General features: G+C 68.3%; 19 protein-coding genes. 11 read left to right on the top strand and 8 right to left on the bottom strand.

Going from position 1 to position 16,533, the window contains the following annotated elements; all coding sequences use genetic code 11:
- Both QZ546_RS12860 and QZ546_RS12855 read left to right on the top strand, forming a co-directional pair.
- The gene (locus QZ546_RS12860) at positions 1-627 is read left to right on the top strand and encodes a hypothetical protein (protein ID WP_294238149.1); all 627 of its coding nucleotides are present in this window, start codon (positions 1-3) and stop codon (positions 625-627) included.
- A complete protein-coding gene (locus QZ546_RS12855; RefSeq protein ID WP_294238147.1) occupies positions 627-860 on the top strand; it encodes a helix-turn-helix transcriptional regulator in 234 nt (77 codons plus the stop codon). The genes QZ546_RS12860 and QZ546_RS12855 overlap by 1 nt, the downstream gene beginning before the upstream one ends.
- A gap of 5 nt (positions 861-865) precedes the next feature.
- On the opposite strand, the gene QZ546_RS12850 is transcribed toward QZ546_RS12855, so the two are convergent.
- Both QZ546_RS12850 and QZ546_RS12845 read right to left on the bottom strand, forming a co-directional pair.
- Positions 866-1,294, bottom strand: coding sequence for a nucleoside deaminase (locus tag QZ546_RS12850; protein ID WP_294238288.1), 429 nt, complete (start codon positions 1,292-1,294; stop codon positions 866-868).
- A gap of 75 nt (positions 1,295-1,369) precedes the next feature.
- Positions 1,370-1,582 (bottom strand): hypothetical protein, encoded by a 213-nt coding sequence (locus QZ546_RS12845; RefSeq protein ID WP_294238144.1) that lies wholly within the window; start codon positions 1,580-1,582, stop codon positions 1,370-1,372.
- Between the two features lie 160 nt (positions 1,583-1,742).
- Here QZ546_RS12845 and rpmB point away from each other — a divergent pair, with 160 nt between their 5' ends.
- Complete coding sequence (gene rpmB, locus QZ546_RS12840) at positions 1,743-2,051, top strand: 50S ribosomal protein L28 (RefSeq protein ID WP_056432158.1); 309 nt, start codon at positions 1,743-1,745, stop codon at positions 2,049-2,051.
- Positions 2,052-2,219: 168 nt separating this feature from the next.
- Here the strand turns inward: rpmB and QZ546_RS12835 are convergent, their stop codons facing one another.
- Positions 2,220-3,221 carry an esterase-like activity of phytase family protein gene (locus tag QZ546_RS12835; RefSeq protein WP_294238138.1) on the bottom strand — a complete coding sequence of 334 codons (1,002 nt, stop codon included), beginning with the start codon at positions 3,219-3,221 and terminating at the stop codon, positions 2,220-2,222.
- Positions 3,222-3,312: 91 nt separating this feature from the next.
- Here QZ546_RS12835 and QZ546_RS12830 point away from each other — a divergent pair, with 91 nt between their 5' ends.
- Together QZ546_RS12830 and QZ546_RS12825 are read left to right on the top strand one after the other, a co-directional pair.
- Positions 3,313-3,702, top strand: coding sequence for a VOC family protein (locus QZ546_RS12830; RefSeq protein WP_294238136.1), 390 nt, complete (start codon positions 3,313-3,315; stop codon positions 3,700-3,702).
- Positions 3,703-3,809: 107 nt separating this feature from the next.
- Positions 3,810-4,148, top strand: coding sequence for a glycine zipper 2TM domain-containing protein (locus QZ546_RS12825; RefSeq protein WP_294238133.1), 339 nt, complete (start codon positions 3,810-3,812; stop codon positions 4,146-4,148).
- Between the two features lie 253 nt (positions 4,149-4,401).
- On the opposite strand, the gene phbB is transcribed toward QZ546_RS12825, so the two are convergent.
- From phbB to QZ546_RS12810, 3 genes are all read right to left on the bottom strand, one after another.
- A complete protein-coding gene (gene phbB, locus QZ546_RS12820) occupies positions 4,402-5,124 on the bottom strand; it encodes an acetoacetyl-CoA reductase (RefSeq protein WP_294238130.1) in 723 nt (240 codons plus the stop codon).
- 84 nt (positions 5,125-5,208) lie between these two features.
- A complete protein-coding gene (hemH, locus tag QZ546_RS12815) occupies positions 5,209-6,222 on the bottom strand; it encodes a ferrochelatase (RefSeq protein ID WP_294238127.1) in 1,014 nt (337 codons plus the stop codon).
- Positions 6,222-8,432 carry a molybdopterin cofactor-binding domain-containing protein gene (locus tag QZ546_RS12810; protein ID WP_294238125.1) on the bottom strand — a complete coding sequence of 737 codons (2,211 nt, stop codon included), beginning with the start codon at positions 8,430-8,432 and terminating at the stop codon, positions 6,222-6,224. Before QZ546_RS12810 ends, hemH begins: the two co-directional genes overlap by 1 nt.
- Positions 8,433-8,741: 309 nt before the next feature.
- Between QZ546_RS12810 and lgt the strand changes: the two genes are divergently transcribed.
- The 5 genes from lgt to QZ546_RS12785 all read left to right on the top strand — a co-directional run bounded on the left by lgt (position 8,742) and on the right by QZ546_RS12785 (position 13,457).
- Positions 8,742-9,611 (top strand): prolipoprotein diacylglyceryl transferase, encoded by an 870-nt coding sequence (gene lgt / locus QZ546_RS12805; RefSeq protein WP_367113532.1) that lies wholly within the window; start codon positions 8,742-8,744, stop codon positions 9,609-9,611.
- Positions 9,612-9,651: 40 nt separating this feature from the next.
- Complete coding sequence (locus QZ546_RS12800; protein WP_294238120.1) at positions 9,652-10,734, top strand: SAM-dependent methyltransferase; 1,083 nt, start codon at positions 9,652-9,654, stop codon at positions 10,732-10,734.
- On the top strand, positions 10,731-11,240 hold the full coding sequence (locus QZ546_RS12795) for a GNAT family N-acetyltransferase (RefSeq protein ID WP_294238118.1): 510 nt from the start codon (positions 10,731-10,733) through the stop codon (positions 11,238-11,240). Before QZ546_RS12800 ends, QZ546_RS12795 begins: the two co-directional genes overlap by 4 nt.
- Positions 11,237-12,004, top strand: a complete 768-nt coding sequence (gene pgeF / locus QZ546_RS12790; RefSeq protein ID WP_294238114.1) for a peptidoglycan editing factor PgeF — start codon at positions 11,237-11,239, stop codon at positions 12,002-12,004. Before QZ546_RS12795 ends, pgeF begins: the two co-directional genes overlap by 4 nt.
- A 115-nt stretch (positions 12,005-12,119) precedes the next feature.
- On the top strand, positions 12,120-13,457 hold the full coding sequence (locus QZ546_RS12785) for a cystathionine gamma-synthase family protein (RefSeq protein WP_294238111.1): 1,338 nt from the start codon (positions 12,120-12,122) through the stop codon (positions 13,455-13,457).
- Positions 13,458-13,491: 34 nt separating this feature from the next.
- Here the strand turns inward: QZ546_RS12785 and QZ546_RS12780 are convergent, their stop codons facing one another.
- Positions 13,492-14,064: a TetR/AcrR family transcriptional regulator gene (locus tag QZ546_RS12780; RefSeq protein WP_294238108.1), complete on the bottom strand. Its 573-nt coding sequence runs from the start codon at positions 14,062-14,064 to the stop codon at positions 13,492-13,494.
- Positions 14,065-14,346: 282 nt separating this feature from the next.
- Between QZ546_RS12780 and QZ546_RS12775 the strand changes: the two genes are divergently transcribed.
- Complete coding sequence (locus QZ546_RS12775) at positions 14,347-15,531, top strand: GGDEF domain-containing protein (RefSeq protein WP_294238105.1); 1,185 nt, start codon at positions 14,347-14,349, stop codon at positions 15,529-15,531.
- A 316-nt stretch (positions 15,532-15,847) separates the two neighbouring features.
- Here QZ546_RS12775 and QZ546_RS12770 read toward each other — a convergent pair.
- A partial coding sequence (locus tag QZ546_RS12770; RefSeq protein WP_294238103.1) for a cold-shock protein occupies positions 15,848-16,533 on the bottom strand: 686 nt, incomplete at its 5' end.

The raw sequence follows: 16,533 nt of genomic DNA, 5'->3' as shown, positions 1-16,533 counted from the left end.
ATGGTGAAAGACGAATATTCTCTGCCGCCTCGTAAGTCGTTGATCTGTCGATGGACGGGTACGATCTTCCTGTTGTGCGCCGCAGCGCTGGGCATCGGCACATTGTTGTCGGGCGTCTTTCCGGGACCGAAATCGCATTGCGGCGAATCGGGATGCACATGGTCGCTGCGCCCCTCGATGCTGCTGGAGGAAGAGGCGATGAAGGCTGTTCAGGCCTCCCCCGCCACCGAGCGTCGGTTCGACGCCTATGCGGCCCGGCCGCTGGTCCGCGCCGGGATCGCGGGCGTGACCGCGCTGGACGATGGACCGTTCGCGTTGATCCTGCTCTGCGTCGGCCTGGCCCTGCGCCGCCTGGGGGGCAAAGATGGCGAGCCGCTGGCGGCGGCGCTGCCGTGGCTGCGGCGGGCGGCGCTCATGGCGGTGATCTGGGCGATCGGGCGGCCGGTGTCGGACAGCCTGATGGTCATGCTATTGTCGCCGGGCACACCCGAGGGCGGGCAATGGGCGATCACCATCGACCTGCTCGACATCGGCAGCGCGCTGATGCTGGGCATCGCCGCCTTCGCCACCGTCTGGGCAATCGAGGCGGGGCTGAAGGCGCAGCGCGATCTGGACCGGTTCGTCTGATGCCGGTGATCGTCCATCTCGACGTGATGCTGGCCAGGCGAAAGGTCCGCTCGAAGGAATTGGCCGAGGCGATCGGCATCACCGAATCGAACCTGTCGCTGCTGAAATCGGGCAAGGTGAAGGGCGTGCGTTTCGCGACGCTGGCGGCAATCTGCCGCTATCTGGAGTGCGAGCCGGGCGACCTGCTCGGCTATGAGCCCTCGGACGACGATCTGCACCCGGACGCCGACTGAGCCCCCTATCGCCGGGCCGCAAAGAAATCCCGGAGCAGAGTCGCCGCCTCGCCTTCGCCGATGCCGGTATAGACCTCCGGCCGGTGGTGGCAGGTCGGTTGCGCGAAGAAGCGGGGGCCGTGTTCCACCGCGCCGCCCTTCGGGTCGCTCGCGCCGTAATAGAGCCGGGCGATGCGGGCATGGGCGATGGCGCCCGCGCACATGGCGCAGGGCTCCAGCGTGACCCACAGGTCGCAATCCTCCAGCCGGTCGCGCCCCAGCACGGACGCGGCGGCGCGAATCGCCTGGATTTCGGCATGGGCGGTGGGGTCGTGCAGGCGGCGCGGCGCGTTGGCGCCGGTGGCGATGATGGCCCCGCCCTGCACGATCACCGCACCGACCGGCACCTCGCCCCCCCGCCCTGCTTCGGCAGCGGCATCGAGCGCGGCGCGCATGGGGGCGGGGAGCGGGAACATCGCCCCTCCCTGCCCCGCGTCGCCAGCGGGGGCAAGAGGGACGGATCGGGGCGTTTACTGGGCGTTGTCGGCGGGCTTCTCGACCGTCACCGTCGGCACCTCGACCGTCTTCTGCGTCGTGCCGACCGACACTTTGGGTCCTTCGGCGCGGAAGGCCGGGGCCTGGACCACGGCGGCGCGGGTCTGGTCGATATTGATCCAGCCCATCGCCATGGCGCCCGCCGCCAGCAGAAGGACGATGCCGAGTAGGACGAGAAAGGCGCGCATGGCTCTGGCTCCCAAAGGTTCGTTGCCGTAACAACGCCGCAGGCGGGAGCCGGGTTGCACGTCCCGGAACCGGCCCGAACCGGGAATCGGTTGACGCAGGCGCCAGTACGGGTTATCCGCGCGGCCTTTCCGGGCATTGCCTGAAACCAGGATAACGATCATGTCGCGCATTTGCGAGCTGACCGGCAAGGGCCGGCAGGTGGGTAACAACGTTTCCCACGCCAACAACAAGACCAAGCGCACGTTCCTGCCGAACCTGCAGAACGTCACGCTGATTTCCGATTCGCTGGAGAAGAGCGTGCGTCTGCGCGTCTCGACCCACGGCCTGCGTTCGGTCGAGCACAATGGCGGCCTCGACAACTGGCTGGTCAAGACCTCGGACGACCAGCTGTCGCTGCGCGTGCGTCGCCTGAAGCGCGACGTCGTGAAGAAGCTGGCCGCCGCCAAGACCGAAGCCGCCGCCGCGTAATCACGCGAAGGTCGGTTGACGGGTTGAAGCCCGCCGCTCCCCGGAGTGGCGGGTTTTCGTCGTTGGGGCTTATCGCGTGGCCTTTGACTTCGCTCAGGCCGAGCGGGGTTCAGTACAACGCTCCGTTCAGCCTGAGCGAAGTCGAAGGCCACGCCCCACCCACGCGAATCACCGGTCCAGCCGGAACTTCAGCAGATAGCTGTGCTGCAGCCACATCTGGTTGTCGTCGGACACCAGCCACAGGATCGTCGCCCCGGCTTCCCGGGTGATCGCGACCCCTTCGAAATTGTCGTGGATCAGCGGCGAGTCCAGCTCGGCGAGCAACCGTCCCCGCGCCACGCGACCGGGGGCGACCTCGGCCGCGGGGACCAGCATGATCCGATTCGAGAAATGATAGGGCAGGCGGAATCGCCGCTCGACCACGATCAGCGACCCGTCGGGCAGCGCGGCGATGTCGGCGACGTCGTGATCGGGTGACGTCCGATAGGCGAAATGCCGGGGTCGCATCCGCAGCGGATCGCCCGCAAAGATCAGGCCCTGGCGGCTGTCCTGCCGCGACTCCGCGCTGCCGCGCCACCGTGCGCGCGACACCATCGCCTGTTCCGAGACGGTGACGAACCGACCGTCCGGCAACCGCGCAAGCGATTCGGGTCCGCCATTGACCGGCCATTCCTTCATGGCGGGGGGCGCGACATGCCCCTCGACCCGCGCGAAGTCGGGCGCATAGCGCCAGATCTGGTTATAGCTTTCGAAGCCGACCCAGATATGCCCGGTCCAGGGATCGACCGCCATCGATTCGCTATCACGATCGGACTTGAGCCACCCCGTGCCGGGACCCGCGGGCAGATTGTCGAAGCGAAGGCCATGCGGCCGCCAGTCCGCGTCCATGGCGAAGCGGATGAGCGTCCCACCATCGCTCAGCAGGGTAAACCGATCCCCCGCGACCGACAGCGACGAATAGCCGCCAAAGGCCGGGTCGCTGCTGGTCAGCGCGATCCCGCCGAGATAGGTGAGCGCCCCGACCCGGCGGCGCGCCGGATCATGCGGGTCAAGCGGCACCGCCCGCACCTCCATCCGCGCCGGCCCATCGAACAGCGCCAGCCGTTCGCGCCCCGCCCATCCCGGCACAAGCGCCAGCATCAGCAGCGATAACAGAAGGACGCGACGCATGGCGCCCTCATAGGCGCTGCGGCGCAACACGACAGCCTTATTCGCGGGCGAGGGCCTTGGCCCGGGTTCCGGATTCGGACAGGAAGGCAGCATGACGCGCCGCCTGTCCCGGACCGCCCTGCTGGTGGCGGATTATGACGAAGCCATCGCCTTCTTCGTCGACATGCTGGGCTTCGTGCTGTGCGAGGATACGCGTCTGCCGGAGGACAAGCGATGGGTGGTCGTGGCGCCCGACGCCACGTCCTCGGGGCTGCTGCTGGCGCGCGCGATCGACGGGCGACAGGTTGATGCGATCGGCAACCAGAGCGGCGGCCGGGTCTTCCTGTTCCTCGAAACCGATGACTTCGCCCGCGATCACCGGCTCTACACAGAGCGCGGCGTACGCTTCGTCGAACCGCCGCGCCACGAACCCTATGGCATCGTCGCGGTGTTCGAGGATCTGTACGGCAATCGCTGGGACCTGATCCAGCCCCGCACCTGAACGGCGGATAACCGCGACATTCAGGAAAGGCTCAATCCGAATCGCGCAGAAGCGGGTCAACGACGACGGACGGGACCGTCGATCGCGATGAATTCGGGAGTGAGACCATGATGAAGACCCTGACCCTGGCGACCACGGCCCTGGCGATGCTCGGCGGCGCCGTCCTGCCCGCCAGCGCGGCCGATGCGCATCGCTATCGCCGGGCCTATCATTCCGATCGCTATTACCGGGGCTATTCGGACGGCGCACGCGCCGAATATCAGGCGAGCAAGTGCCGCCGCTCGGGCACGACCGGCACCATCGTCGGCGCGGTGGCGGGCGGCCTGCTGGGCCGGACCATCGACACCGATGGCGACCGCACGCTGGGCACGCTGATCGGCGGCGGCGCGGGTGCGCTGGCCGGCCGCGCGATCGAGCGCTCGGGCCGCCCCGGCTATTGCCGCTAAACACAGTTTGGGCGGACGGGCCTGTATCCTGCCCATCCGCCCCAGTTTTCCTCGCGTAGCGTATCGAGGACGGAACGCCGATCTCCCCCACCGGAGGTCGGCGTTCTTGCTTCATCACCTATTCCTCCCCTGCAAGGGGAGGGGGACCATCCGAAGGATGGTGGAGGGGTGTCCCCCTATCGAGAGCGCGACACCCCTCCGTCAGCGCTGCGCGCTGCCACCTCCCCTGCAAGGGGAGGAAAGCAGGCCCGCCTCAATACATATGCTGGCCGCCGTTGATCGACAGGGTCGAGCCCGTCACGAAGCCCGCCTCGTCCGAGCAGAGGAAGGCGACGCCGCGCGCGATCTCATGTGCCTGGCCCAGGCGGCCGACCGGGATCTTGGCGACGATCTTCTCCAGCACGTCGGCGGGGACCGCGGCGACCATGTCGGTGTCGATATAGCCCGGTGCGATCGCGTTGACGGTCACGCCGAACCGCGCGCCTTCCTGCGCCAGCGCCTTGGTGAAGCCATGGATGCCCGACTTGGCAGCGGCATAGTTGACTTGGCCATATTGACCGGCCTGGCCGTTGATCGAACCGATATTGACGATACGGCCCCATTTCCGGTCGCGCATGCCGGGGAACACCGCCTTGGCCATGTTGAAGCAACCGCCGAGGTTGGTGTCCATGACCTCCTTCCACATCTGGTAGGTCATCTTGAGCAGCGTGCCGTCGCGGGTGATGCCCGCATTGTTGACGACGATGTCGACCGGGCCCAGCTCTTCGGCGACCTGCGCGACGCCCGCCTGGACCGCGTCATAGTCGGCGACGTCCCACTTATACGCCTTGATCCCGGTCCGCTCGGAGAATTCGCGGGCGCGCTCGTCATTGCCCGCATAATTGGCGGCGACGGTCACGCCCGCCTCTTTCAGCGCCAGGCTGATCGCCTCGCCAATACCGCGCGTACCACCCGTCACAATCGCGACCCGTGCCATTCAACCTCTCCCATTTGAGATTGTGGCTTAAAAGGGGCACGCGCCATCCGCAATGGCGAAGACGGCGGGCAACGCAATATTACGCTACGGCAACCAGCCCTGAAGCTCGCGTTCGATCAAACCACGCAACATCGCGATCCCGATCTCCCCGTCATTAAGGCACGGAAGATAGGCGAAATGGGTGCCGCCCGCGCCCTCGAAACTCTCGCGCCCGCGGATCGCCAGTTCCTCCAGCGTCTCGATGCAGTCCGCCGAGAAACCGGGCGCCAGGATCGCCACCTTGTGGATGCCGCGCCCCGGCAGCGCCTCCAGCACGGTGTCGGTGGCGGGCTCCAGCCACTTGGCGCGGCCGAATCGCGACTGGAACGCGACGAGCAGCTCGCGGCCCGCCAGCGTGTCCTTCATCGCCTCGGCCAGCAGCCGCGCGGTCTTGCGGCAATGACAGTGATAGGGATCGCCCAGTTCCAGCGTCCGCTGCGGCATGCCGTGGAAGCTCGCGAGGATCGCCTCGGGCTCGAAATCCAGCGCGGCGAGCTGGGCCTCCAGCTGGGTCTTCAGCGCGTCGATATAGAGCGCATCGTCATAATAAGGCGGCAGGGTGCGGATCGCGGGTTGCCAGCGCATCGTCGCCAGATGCGCGAACGCCTTGTCATTGGCGGTGGCGGTCGTCGCTGCGCAATATTGCGGATAGAGCGGCGCCAGCAGGATACGCTCGCACCCGGCATCCTTCATCGCCTGTATCTGGTCGGCGATGGCGGGGCGACCATAGCGCATTGCCCAGTCGACCATGACGCCGGGCCCGAACGCGTCCTTCAACGCCACTGCCTGCGCCTTGGTGATCGCGGCCAGCGGCGAGCCGTCGTCGCGCCAGACCAGCGAATAGGCATGGGCCGATTTCTTCGGCCGGGTGTTCAGGATGATGCCGCGCAGGATCGGCTGCCACAGCAGCGCGGGGATTTCGATGACGCGGCGATCCGACAGGAATTCGCCCAGATAGCGCTTCACCGACTTCGCGTCGGGGGCGTCGGGGGTGCCCAGGTTCATCAGGAGCACGCCGATCTTGGGGCGCGGGACGGGGGGATGGTCGGGCGGCAGCATCAGGCGGACAACTCCATCGGCAGGCTTCGTATCCGTGGGAAGCCGGGCAGGGTGGCAAGCGCATTGGCGATGGCGGGTGCGACCGGCGGCACCGCCAGCTCGCCCACGCCGCCGGGATCCTCGTCGGATCGGATCAGCTCGACCGTGATGTCGGGCGTATCGGCCAGGCGCGGCAGGTTCAGCGCGCCCAGCCGCGACGGCATGGCCCAGCCGTCCTGGAACCCGACCGCACCGCCGCGCAGGGCCGCGAGCCCGAAGATCAGCCCACCCTCCACCTGCTGGCGCACGATGTCGGGGTTCATCACGCGACCGCAATCGACGGCGGCGACCAGCCGGTCGACGATCGGTCGCCCGGCTTCGTCGCGGTGCGCCTCCGCCATGACCGCGACATAGCTACCGCGAAAGCCGTGCGCCGCGACGCCCTGCCCGCTATTCGCGCCGCCGCCTTCCCAACCGCCGAGCGACGCGGCGGTCGAGAGGCAGCGTGCCAGCCGGGGCGCCTCCCCCAGCATCCGGATCCGCCAGGCCAGCGGATCGACACCCGCTGCGCGGGCGCACTCGTCCAGGAAGGACTCGCCGATGAAGCAATTGGCGACATGCGCTCCGCCCCGGACATGACCGGTCGGGATTGGCAGGTCGGCGACATGGTGATGCAGCGCCAGCGCCGGGATCGCATAGGGCGGCACCGCGCCGCCCATCGCATAGGCATCGCCCTTGCCCTCGCCGCGCAGGTCGAAGCGGACCAGCCCGGCGGGCATGACCCGTTCGGCCAGCGCCCGGCCGGTCGCGGGCGTGGCGATCCGCGCGTGCCAGGCGGTCAGCACCGCCTTGTCGAGACGCGCGGTCATCCGGGCCAGCGCGGGCGCGCGGTAAGCGTCGCGGCGCAGATCCTCAGTGCGCGACCATAGCAGATTGACCGGCCGCTTCAGCGCTGCCGCGATCGTCGCGGCCTGCACCACCGCGTCCGCCTCCAGGCCGATGCCGAAGCCGCCGCCGATCGGCATGGGATGGACGACCACCCGGTCGACCGACATGCCCGCCGCCTTCGCCGCCACGCCACGCGCATTGTCCGGCACCAGGGTCGGCAGCCAGAGTTCGAGGCCATCGTCCCGCCATGCCGCCACCGCCGCGCTCGGCTCGATCGCGGCATGGACGCCGACGCCGACGCGATATTCGGCCTCGACCAGTCCCGATCCTTCGAGCGGGGCGAGGTCGCCGCGGCGGAGGACCGTGCGCCCTTCGTCCTTCAGCGCGGCATCCAGCGCCTGGGCGATGTTCCCGCTGTTCGGCAGCACTCCGGCGGTCGCGGCACGCGGAGCCAGCGCGTCGAGCCCCTTCTGCGCGATCCACCAGCTGGCGGCGGCGACCGCGACCCAGTCGCCGCCCTCGATCACCTCGACCACGCCCGGCACCTTCATCGCCGCCGCGCGGTCGATCCGGATCGCGTGCACTTCGCCCAGCGGCGCGTGGCGGACGGCGACATGGACCATGTCGGGCAGGCGGATATCGGCGGTGAAATTGGCCGAGCCATCGACCTTGGCGGGCGAATCGAGCCGGGCCACGTCCGTCCCCGCCAGCTTGCCCGCCCCGCCGCTGCCCAGCGGCAGGGGTTCGGGCACCGTCTCGCCCGCCGCCGCCTCGGCCAGTTCGGCGAAGCGCAGCCGCCGGTCGCCATGGGTGATGAAGCCGTCCTTGGCCTCGCACTGGCTCCAATCGACGCCCCAGCGCCGGGCGGCGGCCTGCGCCATCAGTGCGCGGGCGGTCGCGGCGGCGGCGCGCGCGGGCCCCTCGAACATGCGCAGCGAACTGGACCCGGCGGTCAGCATCACCCGGTCGCGGCGCAGCCATTCGTCGCGCGCGCCCTGTGGCAGCCGGTCGAACGCGCCCTCGAACAGCGAATCGACCGCGATCGGGTTGGCGTAGAGCGGGCTCAGGGGAGCGGGCTCGACCGCAATCGTCCGCCAGTCCGCGCCCAGTTCGTCGGCGACCACCTGGGCCAGCGCGGTCACGATCCCCTGGCCATGCTCGGCCTGCGGCACCGCGACGGTGACGATGCCGTCCCGCCCGATCTTCAGCCACGCGCCGAACGCCTGCTCGCCCGGCCCGACGGTTAGATTGGGTGCATAGACACGCGGCCACAGGCCCCAGGCGACCAGTAACCCGGCCCCCGCGCCCCCGCCGATAAGGATGTTGCGCCTGCTGAACTCCATCCCGACCGAGCCTTACCGGACACGCACGGGCAGGCAAGTCGGGGGTTTCGCTGTCTCAAAGCGACGCTGTCGATTGTTCGTGCGAAGGCGTGAATCCCTTGGGGCTCGCGCTGTAGCATGGCCTTCGACTTCGCTCAGGCAGAACGGGCGTTTGAAGCGCATCCCAACCTTCGTTCTGCCTGAGCGAAGTCGAAGGCCACGCCCCGCCATCCGCCACAGCCCTCATGGCACCCAACCCATGGTCTTGGTGTTGTCCCACGACCGCTCTATGGAAGCGGACCAGAAAGGGAAACGCGCTTGATCCTCTCCATGCTTGCCGCCGCGAGTGGCCATATCCGGTTCGAGGATCTGGGGCTGCACCCGGACATCTTCTCGATCGGCTTCTTCACGCTGCGCTGGTACAGCCTGGCCTATATCGCGGGCATCCTGTTCGGCTGGTGGTATCTGGGCAAGATGCTCGACCGCCCCGGCGCGCCGATGTCGCGGGCCCATGCCGACGATCTGGTCTTCTATGCGACGCTGGGCATCATCGTTGGCGGGCGGCTGGGCTATGTGATCTTCTACGCGCCCGAGATGTTCCTGCATCCGCTGCGCCTGCTCCAGCTATGGGAAGGCGGGATGAGCTTTCACGGCGGCGCGGTGGGCACCGGGATCGGCGTCATCCTGTTCGCGCGCAAGCACAAGCTCAGCTGGCTGCGTATCCTGGACTATCTGGTCTGCACCGCGCCGGTCGGGCTGTTCCTGGGCCGCCTGGCCAATTTCGTGAACGGCGAGCTGTGGGGCAAGCCGTCCGACGTGCCCTGGGCGATCGTCTTTCCGCGCACCGTGCCCTTCGGCCTGGTCGATCCGGCACGCCACCCCAGCCAGCTCTACGAAGCGGGTCTGGAGGGGCTGGTCCTGTTCGCGCTGATGAGCTTCGCCTTCTGGCGGACCAAGGCACGCTATGATCCGGGCAAGCTGTCGGGCCTGTTCCTGCTCGGCTATGGCATTGCGCGCTTCATCGTCGAGTTCTTCCGCGAACCCGACCAGCAGCTGCGCGCCTTTGCGCAGGTCACGGGTCTGCACATGGGCCAGTGGCTGTGCGTGCCGATGATCCTGGGCGGGCTGTACCTGATGACCTCCGCCAAGGCGCGCCGCGTCCGGGTCGAGCCGATCGCCGGGCCCGACAGCGTTTCCTGATCCCCTTGCGGGCGAGCGTGCCGGGCGGCAGAGCGGGGGCATGACCAACCCGCTGATCCCGCCCGCCGATCACAAGCCCGCGCCCGAGGACGCACTGCCCGAGCGGCTCGCCCGCGCCATCGCGCTCGCCGGGCCGATCCCGGTGGCGCAGTTCATGGCCGCCGCCAATGCGCAGTATTACGGCACCCGCGATCCGCTGGGCGCGGGCGGCGATTTCACCACCAGTCCCGAGATCAGCCAGATGTTCGGCGAGCTGGTCGGCCTGTGGTGCGCCGACCTGTGGCACCGCGCCGGACGGCCCGAGGCGCACTGGGTCGAACTGGGGCCGGGGCGCGGCACGCTGGCCGCCGACGCCAGGCGGGCGATGGCCAAGGCGGGCTTTTCGCCGACCATCCATTTCGTCGAGACCAGCGCCACCCTCCGCATCGCGCAAGGCGAGCGCGTGGCCGATGCGCAGTGGCACGACACGGTCGACACGCTGCCGACCGACCGGCCGCTGATCGTCGTCGCCAACGAGTTCTTCGACGCGCTGCCCATCCGCCAGCTGGTCCGCCGGGGCGATGGCTGGCACGAGCGGCTGGTCGCGGCGCAGGATCTGCTCTTCCTGCCGATCGCCGGGCCACCGGTGCCGGGCGAGATCATCCCCGAGCCGCTGCGCGAGGCGGAAGCCGGTTCGGTCATCGAGGTTTCCCCCGCCAGCGTCGCGGTGATGCGCGCGCTGTCCGCCCGGATCGCCGCGCAGGGCGGGGCCGCGCTGATCGTCGATTATGGCTATGAAGGCCCGGCCATCGCCGACACGCTGCAGGCGGTGCGCGGCCATGCCTATGCCAACCCCTTCGAGCGACCGGGCGAACAGGATCTGAGCGCGCATGTCGATTTCACGACGCTCGCCGCCGCCGCGCAAAGTACGGGCCTCGCCGCCTTCGGCCCCGTTACCCAGCGCGATCTGCTGGGCGCGCTGGGCATCGACCAGCGGACCGCATCGCTCGCCCGCGCCCACCCTGAGCGCGCCGACGCGCTGCTCGCCGACCGCAACCGGTTGATGCAGGATATGGGCACGCTGTTCCGCGCGCTGGCGGTGGCGCGGCCCGACTGGCCGGTGCCTGCGGGATATGGCGAATGATCGTCTATCGCGACGCGAAGGCCGACGACGGTGAGAAGCTGGCCGCGATGGCGAAGGCGGCCTTTACCGAGACCTTCGGCCATCTCTATCCGGCCGCCGACCTGAACGCCTTTCTGGACGAGGCGTTCGGACCGGAGGGCCTGCCCGCCCAGATCGGCGATCCCGCCTTCACCATCCTGGTCGCGACCGAGCATGACGCCATCATCGGCTTCGCCAAGCTCGGCCCGGTCGGCTTTCCGGGCGAATGGCCCGAGGATGCGGTCGAACTCTATCAGCTCTACGTCCTGTCGAGCCATCTGGGCGCCGGGATCGGCCCCGCGCTGATGGACTGGGCGATCGCCACCGCCCGCGCGGGCGGCGCGAGCCAGCTGATCCTCTCGGTCTATGTCGACAATCACCGGGCCAAGGCCTTTTACGCGCGCTATGGCTTTGTCGATGTCGGCCGCTACGACTTTCCCGTCGGCGACACGATCGACGAGGACCGGATCATGAGACTGTCGCTATGACCATCGAAACGCTGCGCACGCCCCTGCTCGACCCCATCGCGCACGGCTTTCTCGGGCGGCGCGGCGGCGTGTCGGCGGGGATTCACGGCGGACTGAATGTCGGGCTGGGCTCGGAGGACGATCGCGATTCGGTCGCGGAGAATCGCCGCCGCGCGCGCGGCGCGGTGCTGCCGGGTGCGCAGCTCGTCACCTGCTACCAGATTCACTCGGCCGAAGCGGTGACGGTGCTCGTCCCGCCCGAGGAGGGCGTGCGCCCGCATGGCGATGCGCTGGTCACGAACCAGCCGGGGTTGCTGCTCGGCATCCTGACCGCCGACTGCGCGCCGGTGCTGTTCGCCGATGCCGAGGCCGGGGTGATCGGCGCCGCCCATGCCGGATGGAAGGGCGCGTTCGGCGGCATCACCGACGCCACGCTGCTCGCCATGGAGGCGCTGGGCGCCCGCCGCGACCGTATCGCCGCCGCGATCGGCCCGTGCATCGCGCGCGCCAGCTACGAGGTCGACGCCGCCTTCCTGCGCCGCTTCGTCGCGCAGGCGCCCGAAAACGAACGATTCTTCGCAGACGGCACCCGGCCCGACCATTATCAGTTCGACCTGGAGGCCTATGTCGCCCATCGCCTCGCCGCCGCCGGGGTCGCCCGCGTTGCCGCGCTGGGCGAGGACACCTATGGGCAGGAGGACCGCTTCTTCAGCTTCCGCCGCGCCACCCATCGCGGCGAACCCTCTTATGGTCGCCAGATTTCGCTGATCGGGCTCCCGCTCTGAACTTCCTCCCCTGCAAGGGGAGGATGATGCTCCCCCTCGCCAAAGCCGTTCGCCACGCTATCCTGGGGACAGAGCCGCCGAGAGAGCGGCCGATCCTGTCCCCGAGGAGATTAGCATGCCGACCGAATCCGATCTGACCGGCGTTCCGCCCCAGATCCCGACGGTGCCCCAGGCCGAGCGCAAGAGCGATGCGACGAGCATCGGCGACCGCAAGCTCAGCCCCGCGACCCTGATGATGGGCTATGGCTTCGACCCCGTCCTGTCCGAAGGGTCGCTGAAGCCGCCGATCTTCCTGACCTCGACCTTCGTCTTCCCCAATGCGGCGGCGGGTAAGCGCCATTTTGAGGGCGTGACCGGCAAGCGCCCCGGCGGCGCCGATGGCCTGGTCTATTCGCGCTTCAACGGCCCCAACCAGGAAATCCTGGAGGACCGCCTGGCCATCTGGGACGAGGCGGAGGATGCGCTGACCTTCTCCAGCGGCATGGCGGCGATCGCCACCCTGTTCCTGTCGATGGTCCAGCCGGGCGACGTGATCGTCCATTCCGGCCCGCTCTATGCCGCGACCGAGACGCTGATCGGCCGCATCCTGGGCCGGTTCGGGGTCAAGTGGCTCGACTTCCCCGCCGGCGCCACCCGCGAAGAGATCGACGCGGTGCTGGCCAAGGCGGCGACGACCGGCCGGGTCGCACTGATCTATCTCGAAAGCCCCGCCAACCCGACCAATGCGCTGGTCGATATAGAGGCGGTGGCGGCGGCGCGCGACGCGGCCTTTGCCGATGCGGCCGAAAAGCCGCCCATCGCGATCGACAACACCTTCCTCGGCCCGCTCTGGCAGCGCCCCCTGAAGCATGGTGCCGACCTGGTCGTCTATTCGCTGACCAAATATGCGGGCGGCCATTCGGACCTGGTCGCGGGCGGCGTGCTGGGGTCGAAGGCGCATATCGCCACCATCCGCTCGATGCGGAACACCATCGGCACCATCTGCGACCCCAATACGGCGTGGATGCTGCTCCGCTCGCTGGAGACGCTGGAACTGCGCATGAGCCGCGCCGGGGAAAACGCCGCCAAGGTCTGCGCTTACTTGCGCGATCATCCCAAGGTCGAACGGGTCGGCTATCTCGGCTTCCTGGCGGACACGCCGGGGATGGAGCGCCAGGCCGATATCTATCGCCGCCACTGCACGGGCGGGGGCTCGACCTTCTCGCTGTATCTGAAGGGCGGCGAGGCGGAATCCTTTCGTTTCCTCGACGCCCTGCGCATCGCCAAGCTGGCGGTCAGCCTGGGCGGGACCGAGACGCTGGCCAGCCATCCCGCCGCGATGACGCATCTGTCGGTGCCCGATGCGCGCAAGCAGGCGCTCGGCATCACCGACAATCTGGTCCGCATCTCGATCGGTGTCGAGGATGCGGGCGACCTGATCGCCGATTGCGAACAGGCGCTAGCCGCGATCTGACCGAGTGCAGCAGGGGGACGGCGAGCCGTCCCCCTCACACCGCCGCGAGCGCAGTATAGAGCCGCGCGGTCAGCCGCCCCAGCGTCGCGCGGAACAGGGATGGATCTGCCAGCGCGCGCGACAGGGTGATCGCGCCCTGAATCCCGCTGACCACATCCTGCGCCAGCGTGGTCGCATGTTCGCCGTTCACCCCGCCCCGCTCCAGCGCATCCGCCAGCGCCGCGATCCAGCGCTGGAAATAGCCCGCAATCGCCGGCCCGAACGGATCGCGCGTCGCGCCCAGCCCCCAGGCACCGAACAGGCAGGCCTGTTGCCCGGAGCGGAAATAGCGGTCGACCGCGACCATCATCGCGTCGATGCCCGCGCGCGGGTCGTCCGCTTGGGCAAATGGCGCGAACACCGCCTGCTCGAACCAGCCATGGATATCGGCCAGCACCGCCTCGGCCATCTCGCGCTTTCCGCCGGGGAAGAAGTGATAGAGGCTGCCCCGCCCCAGCCCGGTCGCCGCGCCGATCAGCGACAGGCTCGCCCCGGCATAGCCATGGTCGCGAAACACCTCGGCCAGTCCGGGCAGCGCATCCGCCCGCTCTGCGATCAGTCGTGCCATGAGGGATCATGTCCGGGACATAGCGGCAATGGCAGGATCGTCAGCGTGCTTCTCCTTCCGGGCGACCAGACCCTATGATTCTGTGACGAACGGTACAGAGCCTGGCGGCGTCCAACAAGCGTGTCTGGCCATCCCGCGGATGGGATGTCGCCCCCACGGCGCGCCAAGGTCAATACAATTCAGTGTTATTACAATATCTTATAACCTTGAACTTGCTTTAAGATAATTTTTCCCGTTAGCCGCTACAGTGTCGCGAACCGAGGTGGCCATTTGTTGGACGACATGACTCTCGATACGGCATTGAAGAGACGTGGCGTCTCGCTCGACCCGCGTGGCGAGCTGGAACAAGGCTATGACGAATATGTGGTGCCGACCGCCCGGCGCCAGATCGTCTTCATCCTGGTCACGATCATCCTGCTGAGCGTTGCTGGTTTGCTGGCCGATGCGCATGACAACATCCTGTCCGGAACGCTGCACTGGAAGATCGCCTGCCAGGTCATGATACCGGCGGTGGCGCTGTGGATGGTACACCAGCGGTGGTTGGCCCCACGGTATTTGTGGATCGCCGGTGCCGCGCCGTTGACGCTGGACATCACATGCCTGACCCTGCTCGCGATACTGTTCCCGCCTCAGTTCAGCGATCGTTTCGTGATGTCGGCCGGGCTGGCCATGATCGCCGCCAATCTGGTCCTGCCGATCCGGTTTCGCGTCGCCGTGCCGATGACGCTTTTGAACATCGCCCTATATGTCGGCGTCCCGCTCGCCCTGGACGGGCGGTCGCATGTCCTGTCCTATTGGGGCTTCCTGCTATTCGCCAGCGCCGCGGCGTGCCTCGCCACCGCCGTCGCCTTTCATCGCGAGCGGGTGCAAAGGAAAGCCTTTCTTCTGCACCTGGCCAATGAGCGCCACACCAGGGAACTGATGACCCTGGTCAGCGAACTGAGCCAAATCTCCTATCGCGACCCGCTGACCGGGGCCGGCAATCGGCGCAGTTTCGACATGCGCTTCTCCGCCATGTGGCGCACGGCGGCGCTGCGGGGCGAGGCGATCGCGCTCATCATGATCGATGTGGATTATTTCAAGCTGTTCAACGACGCCGTCGGCCATGCGGCGGGTGACGAGTGCCTGAGGGCAGTGGCCGGGGCGATCGCCGCGGGGGCGGGATGCCCGATCGAGATGGTGTCACGCTATGGTGGCGAGGAGTTCGCGCTGATCGTCCCATCCACCGGGGGAACGACCGCCGAGTCGATTCGCGCCAGCGTCAAGGCGCTGCAACTGCCGCATCCGGGCCGGCCACCGGGAAACGTCGTCACGGTCAGTGTCGGCAAGGCGTTCACCTATCCCGGCCGTACGGCCTCGCATCAGGAAGCGTTGATCCGCGCGGCGGACGAGGCGCTCTATACCGCCAAGCGGCTCGGGCGGGATCGCGTCGCGATCGAGGAACAGGGCCTGATGACGGTCGCGTAACCGATACGCGCTGGTGCCGCGGCAATTTCGGCAGTTACCGGCCGACAGGCGCAGGACCGCGCGCTGGTACACCCATTTCCGCTACGCTCGGATCGCGCACTGCCCGGGTCCACGCGCTGTTGTAACGATGCTTGTACGTCGGCGCCGGATGGCCGTGATTCGGGTTGGGGGCGTGGCCGCTGCCATGCCCAGGTCAGTCCGGGCGTCCCGCATCCCCCAGGCCAGCACGCCGCCCAAAACGAAAAGGCCCGGCGTCGCATCGCTGCAACGCCGGGCCCTGTCGCCCGAAAAGGGAGGCTTATTCAGCCGAGGGGGATCAGCCCTCGTTCTGCAGGTTGACGGCCGCGTACTTGCCGCGACGATCGACCTCGATCTCGAACTGCAGGCGATCGCCCTCGTTCAGCGAGCCCATGCCGGCGCGCTCGACGGCCGAGATGTGCACGAACGCGTCGGGCTGGCCGTCGTCGCGCTGAATGAAGCCGAAGCCCTTCATCGCGTTGAAGAACTTGACCGTGCCGGTCGCCTTCTCGCCGGTCAGCTGACGCTGCGGGGCACCGCCGAAACCGCCGGCCGCACCGCTGCGGGGACCGCGATCACGGTCGCCGCCGAAGCCGCCTTCACGCGGTTCGCGGGGCGCGCGATCCTGGACCGGAAGCGGCTCGCCTTCGATCTTCAGCTCGGTGGCCGAGATGCGGCCGCCGCGATCGACGAGGGTGAAGCCGAGCGGCTGGCCTTCCGCCAGACCGGTCAGGCCGGCCTGCTCGACCGCCGAGATGTGCACGAACACGTCTTCGCCGCCGTCATCGCGCACGACGAAGCCGAAACCCTTCTGCGCGTTGAAGAACTTTACGACGCCGGTGCCCTCGCCAACGACCTGGGGAGGCATGCCGCCGCCGCCACGACCGCCGCCGAAGCCGCCACCGCCGCCGCCACGGAAACCGCCGCCGCCGCCGCCGAAGCGATCACCGCCGCCGAAGCCGCCACCAAAGCCGCCTTCATCGC

It is taken from the genome of uncultured Sphingomonas sp., assembly GCF_913062585.1.
Lineage (GTDB): Bacteria > Pseudomonadota > Alphaproteobacteria > Sphingomonadales > Sphingomonadaceae > Sphingomonas.
Note: the sequence above shows the minus strand (reverse complement) of the source record. Positions and strands in the feature narration are given on the sequence as shown.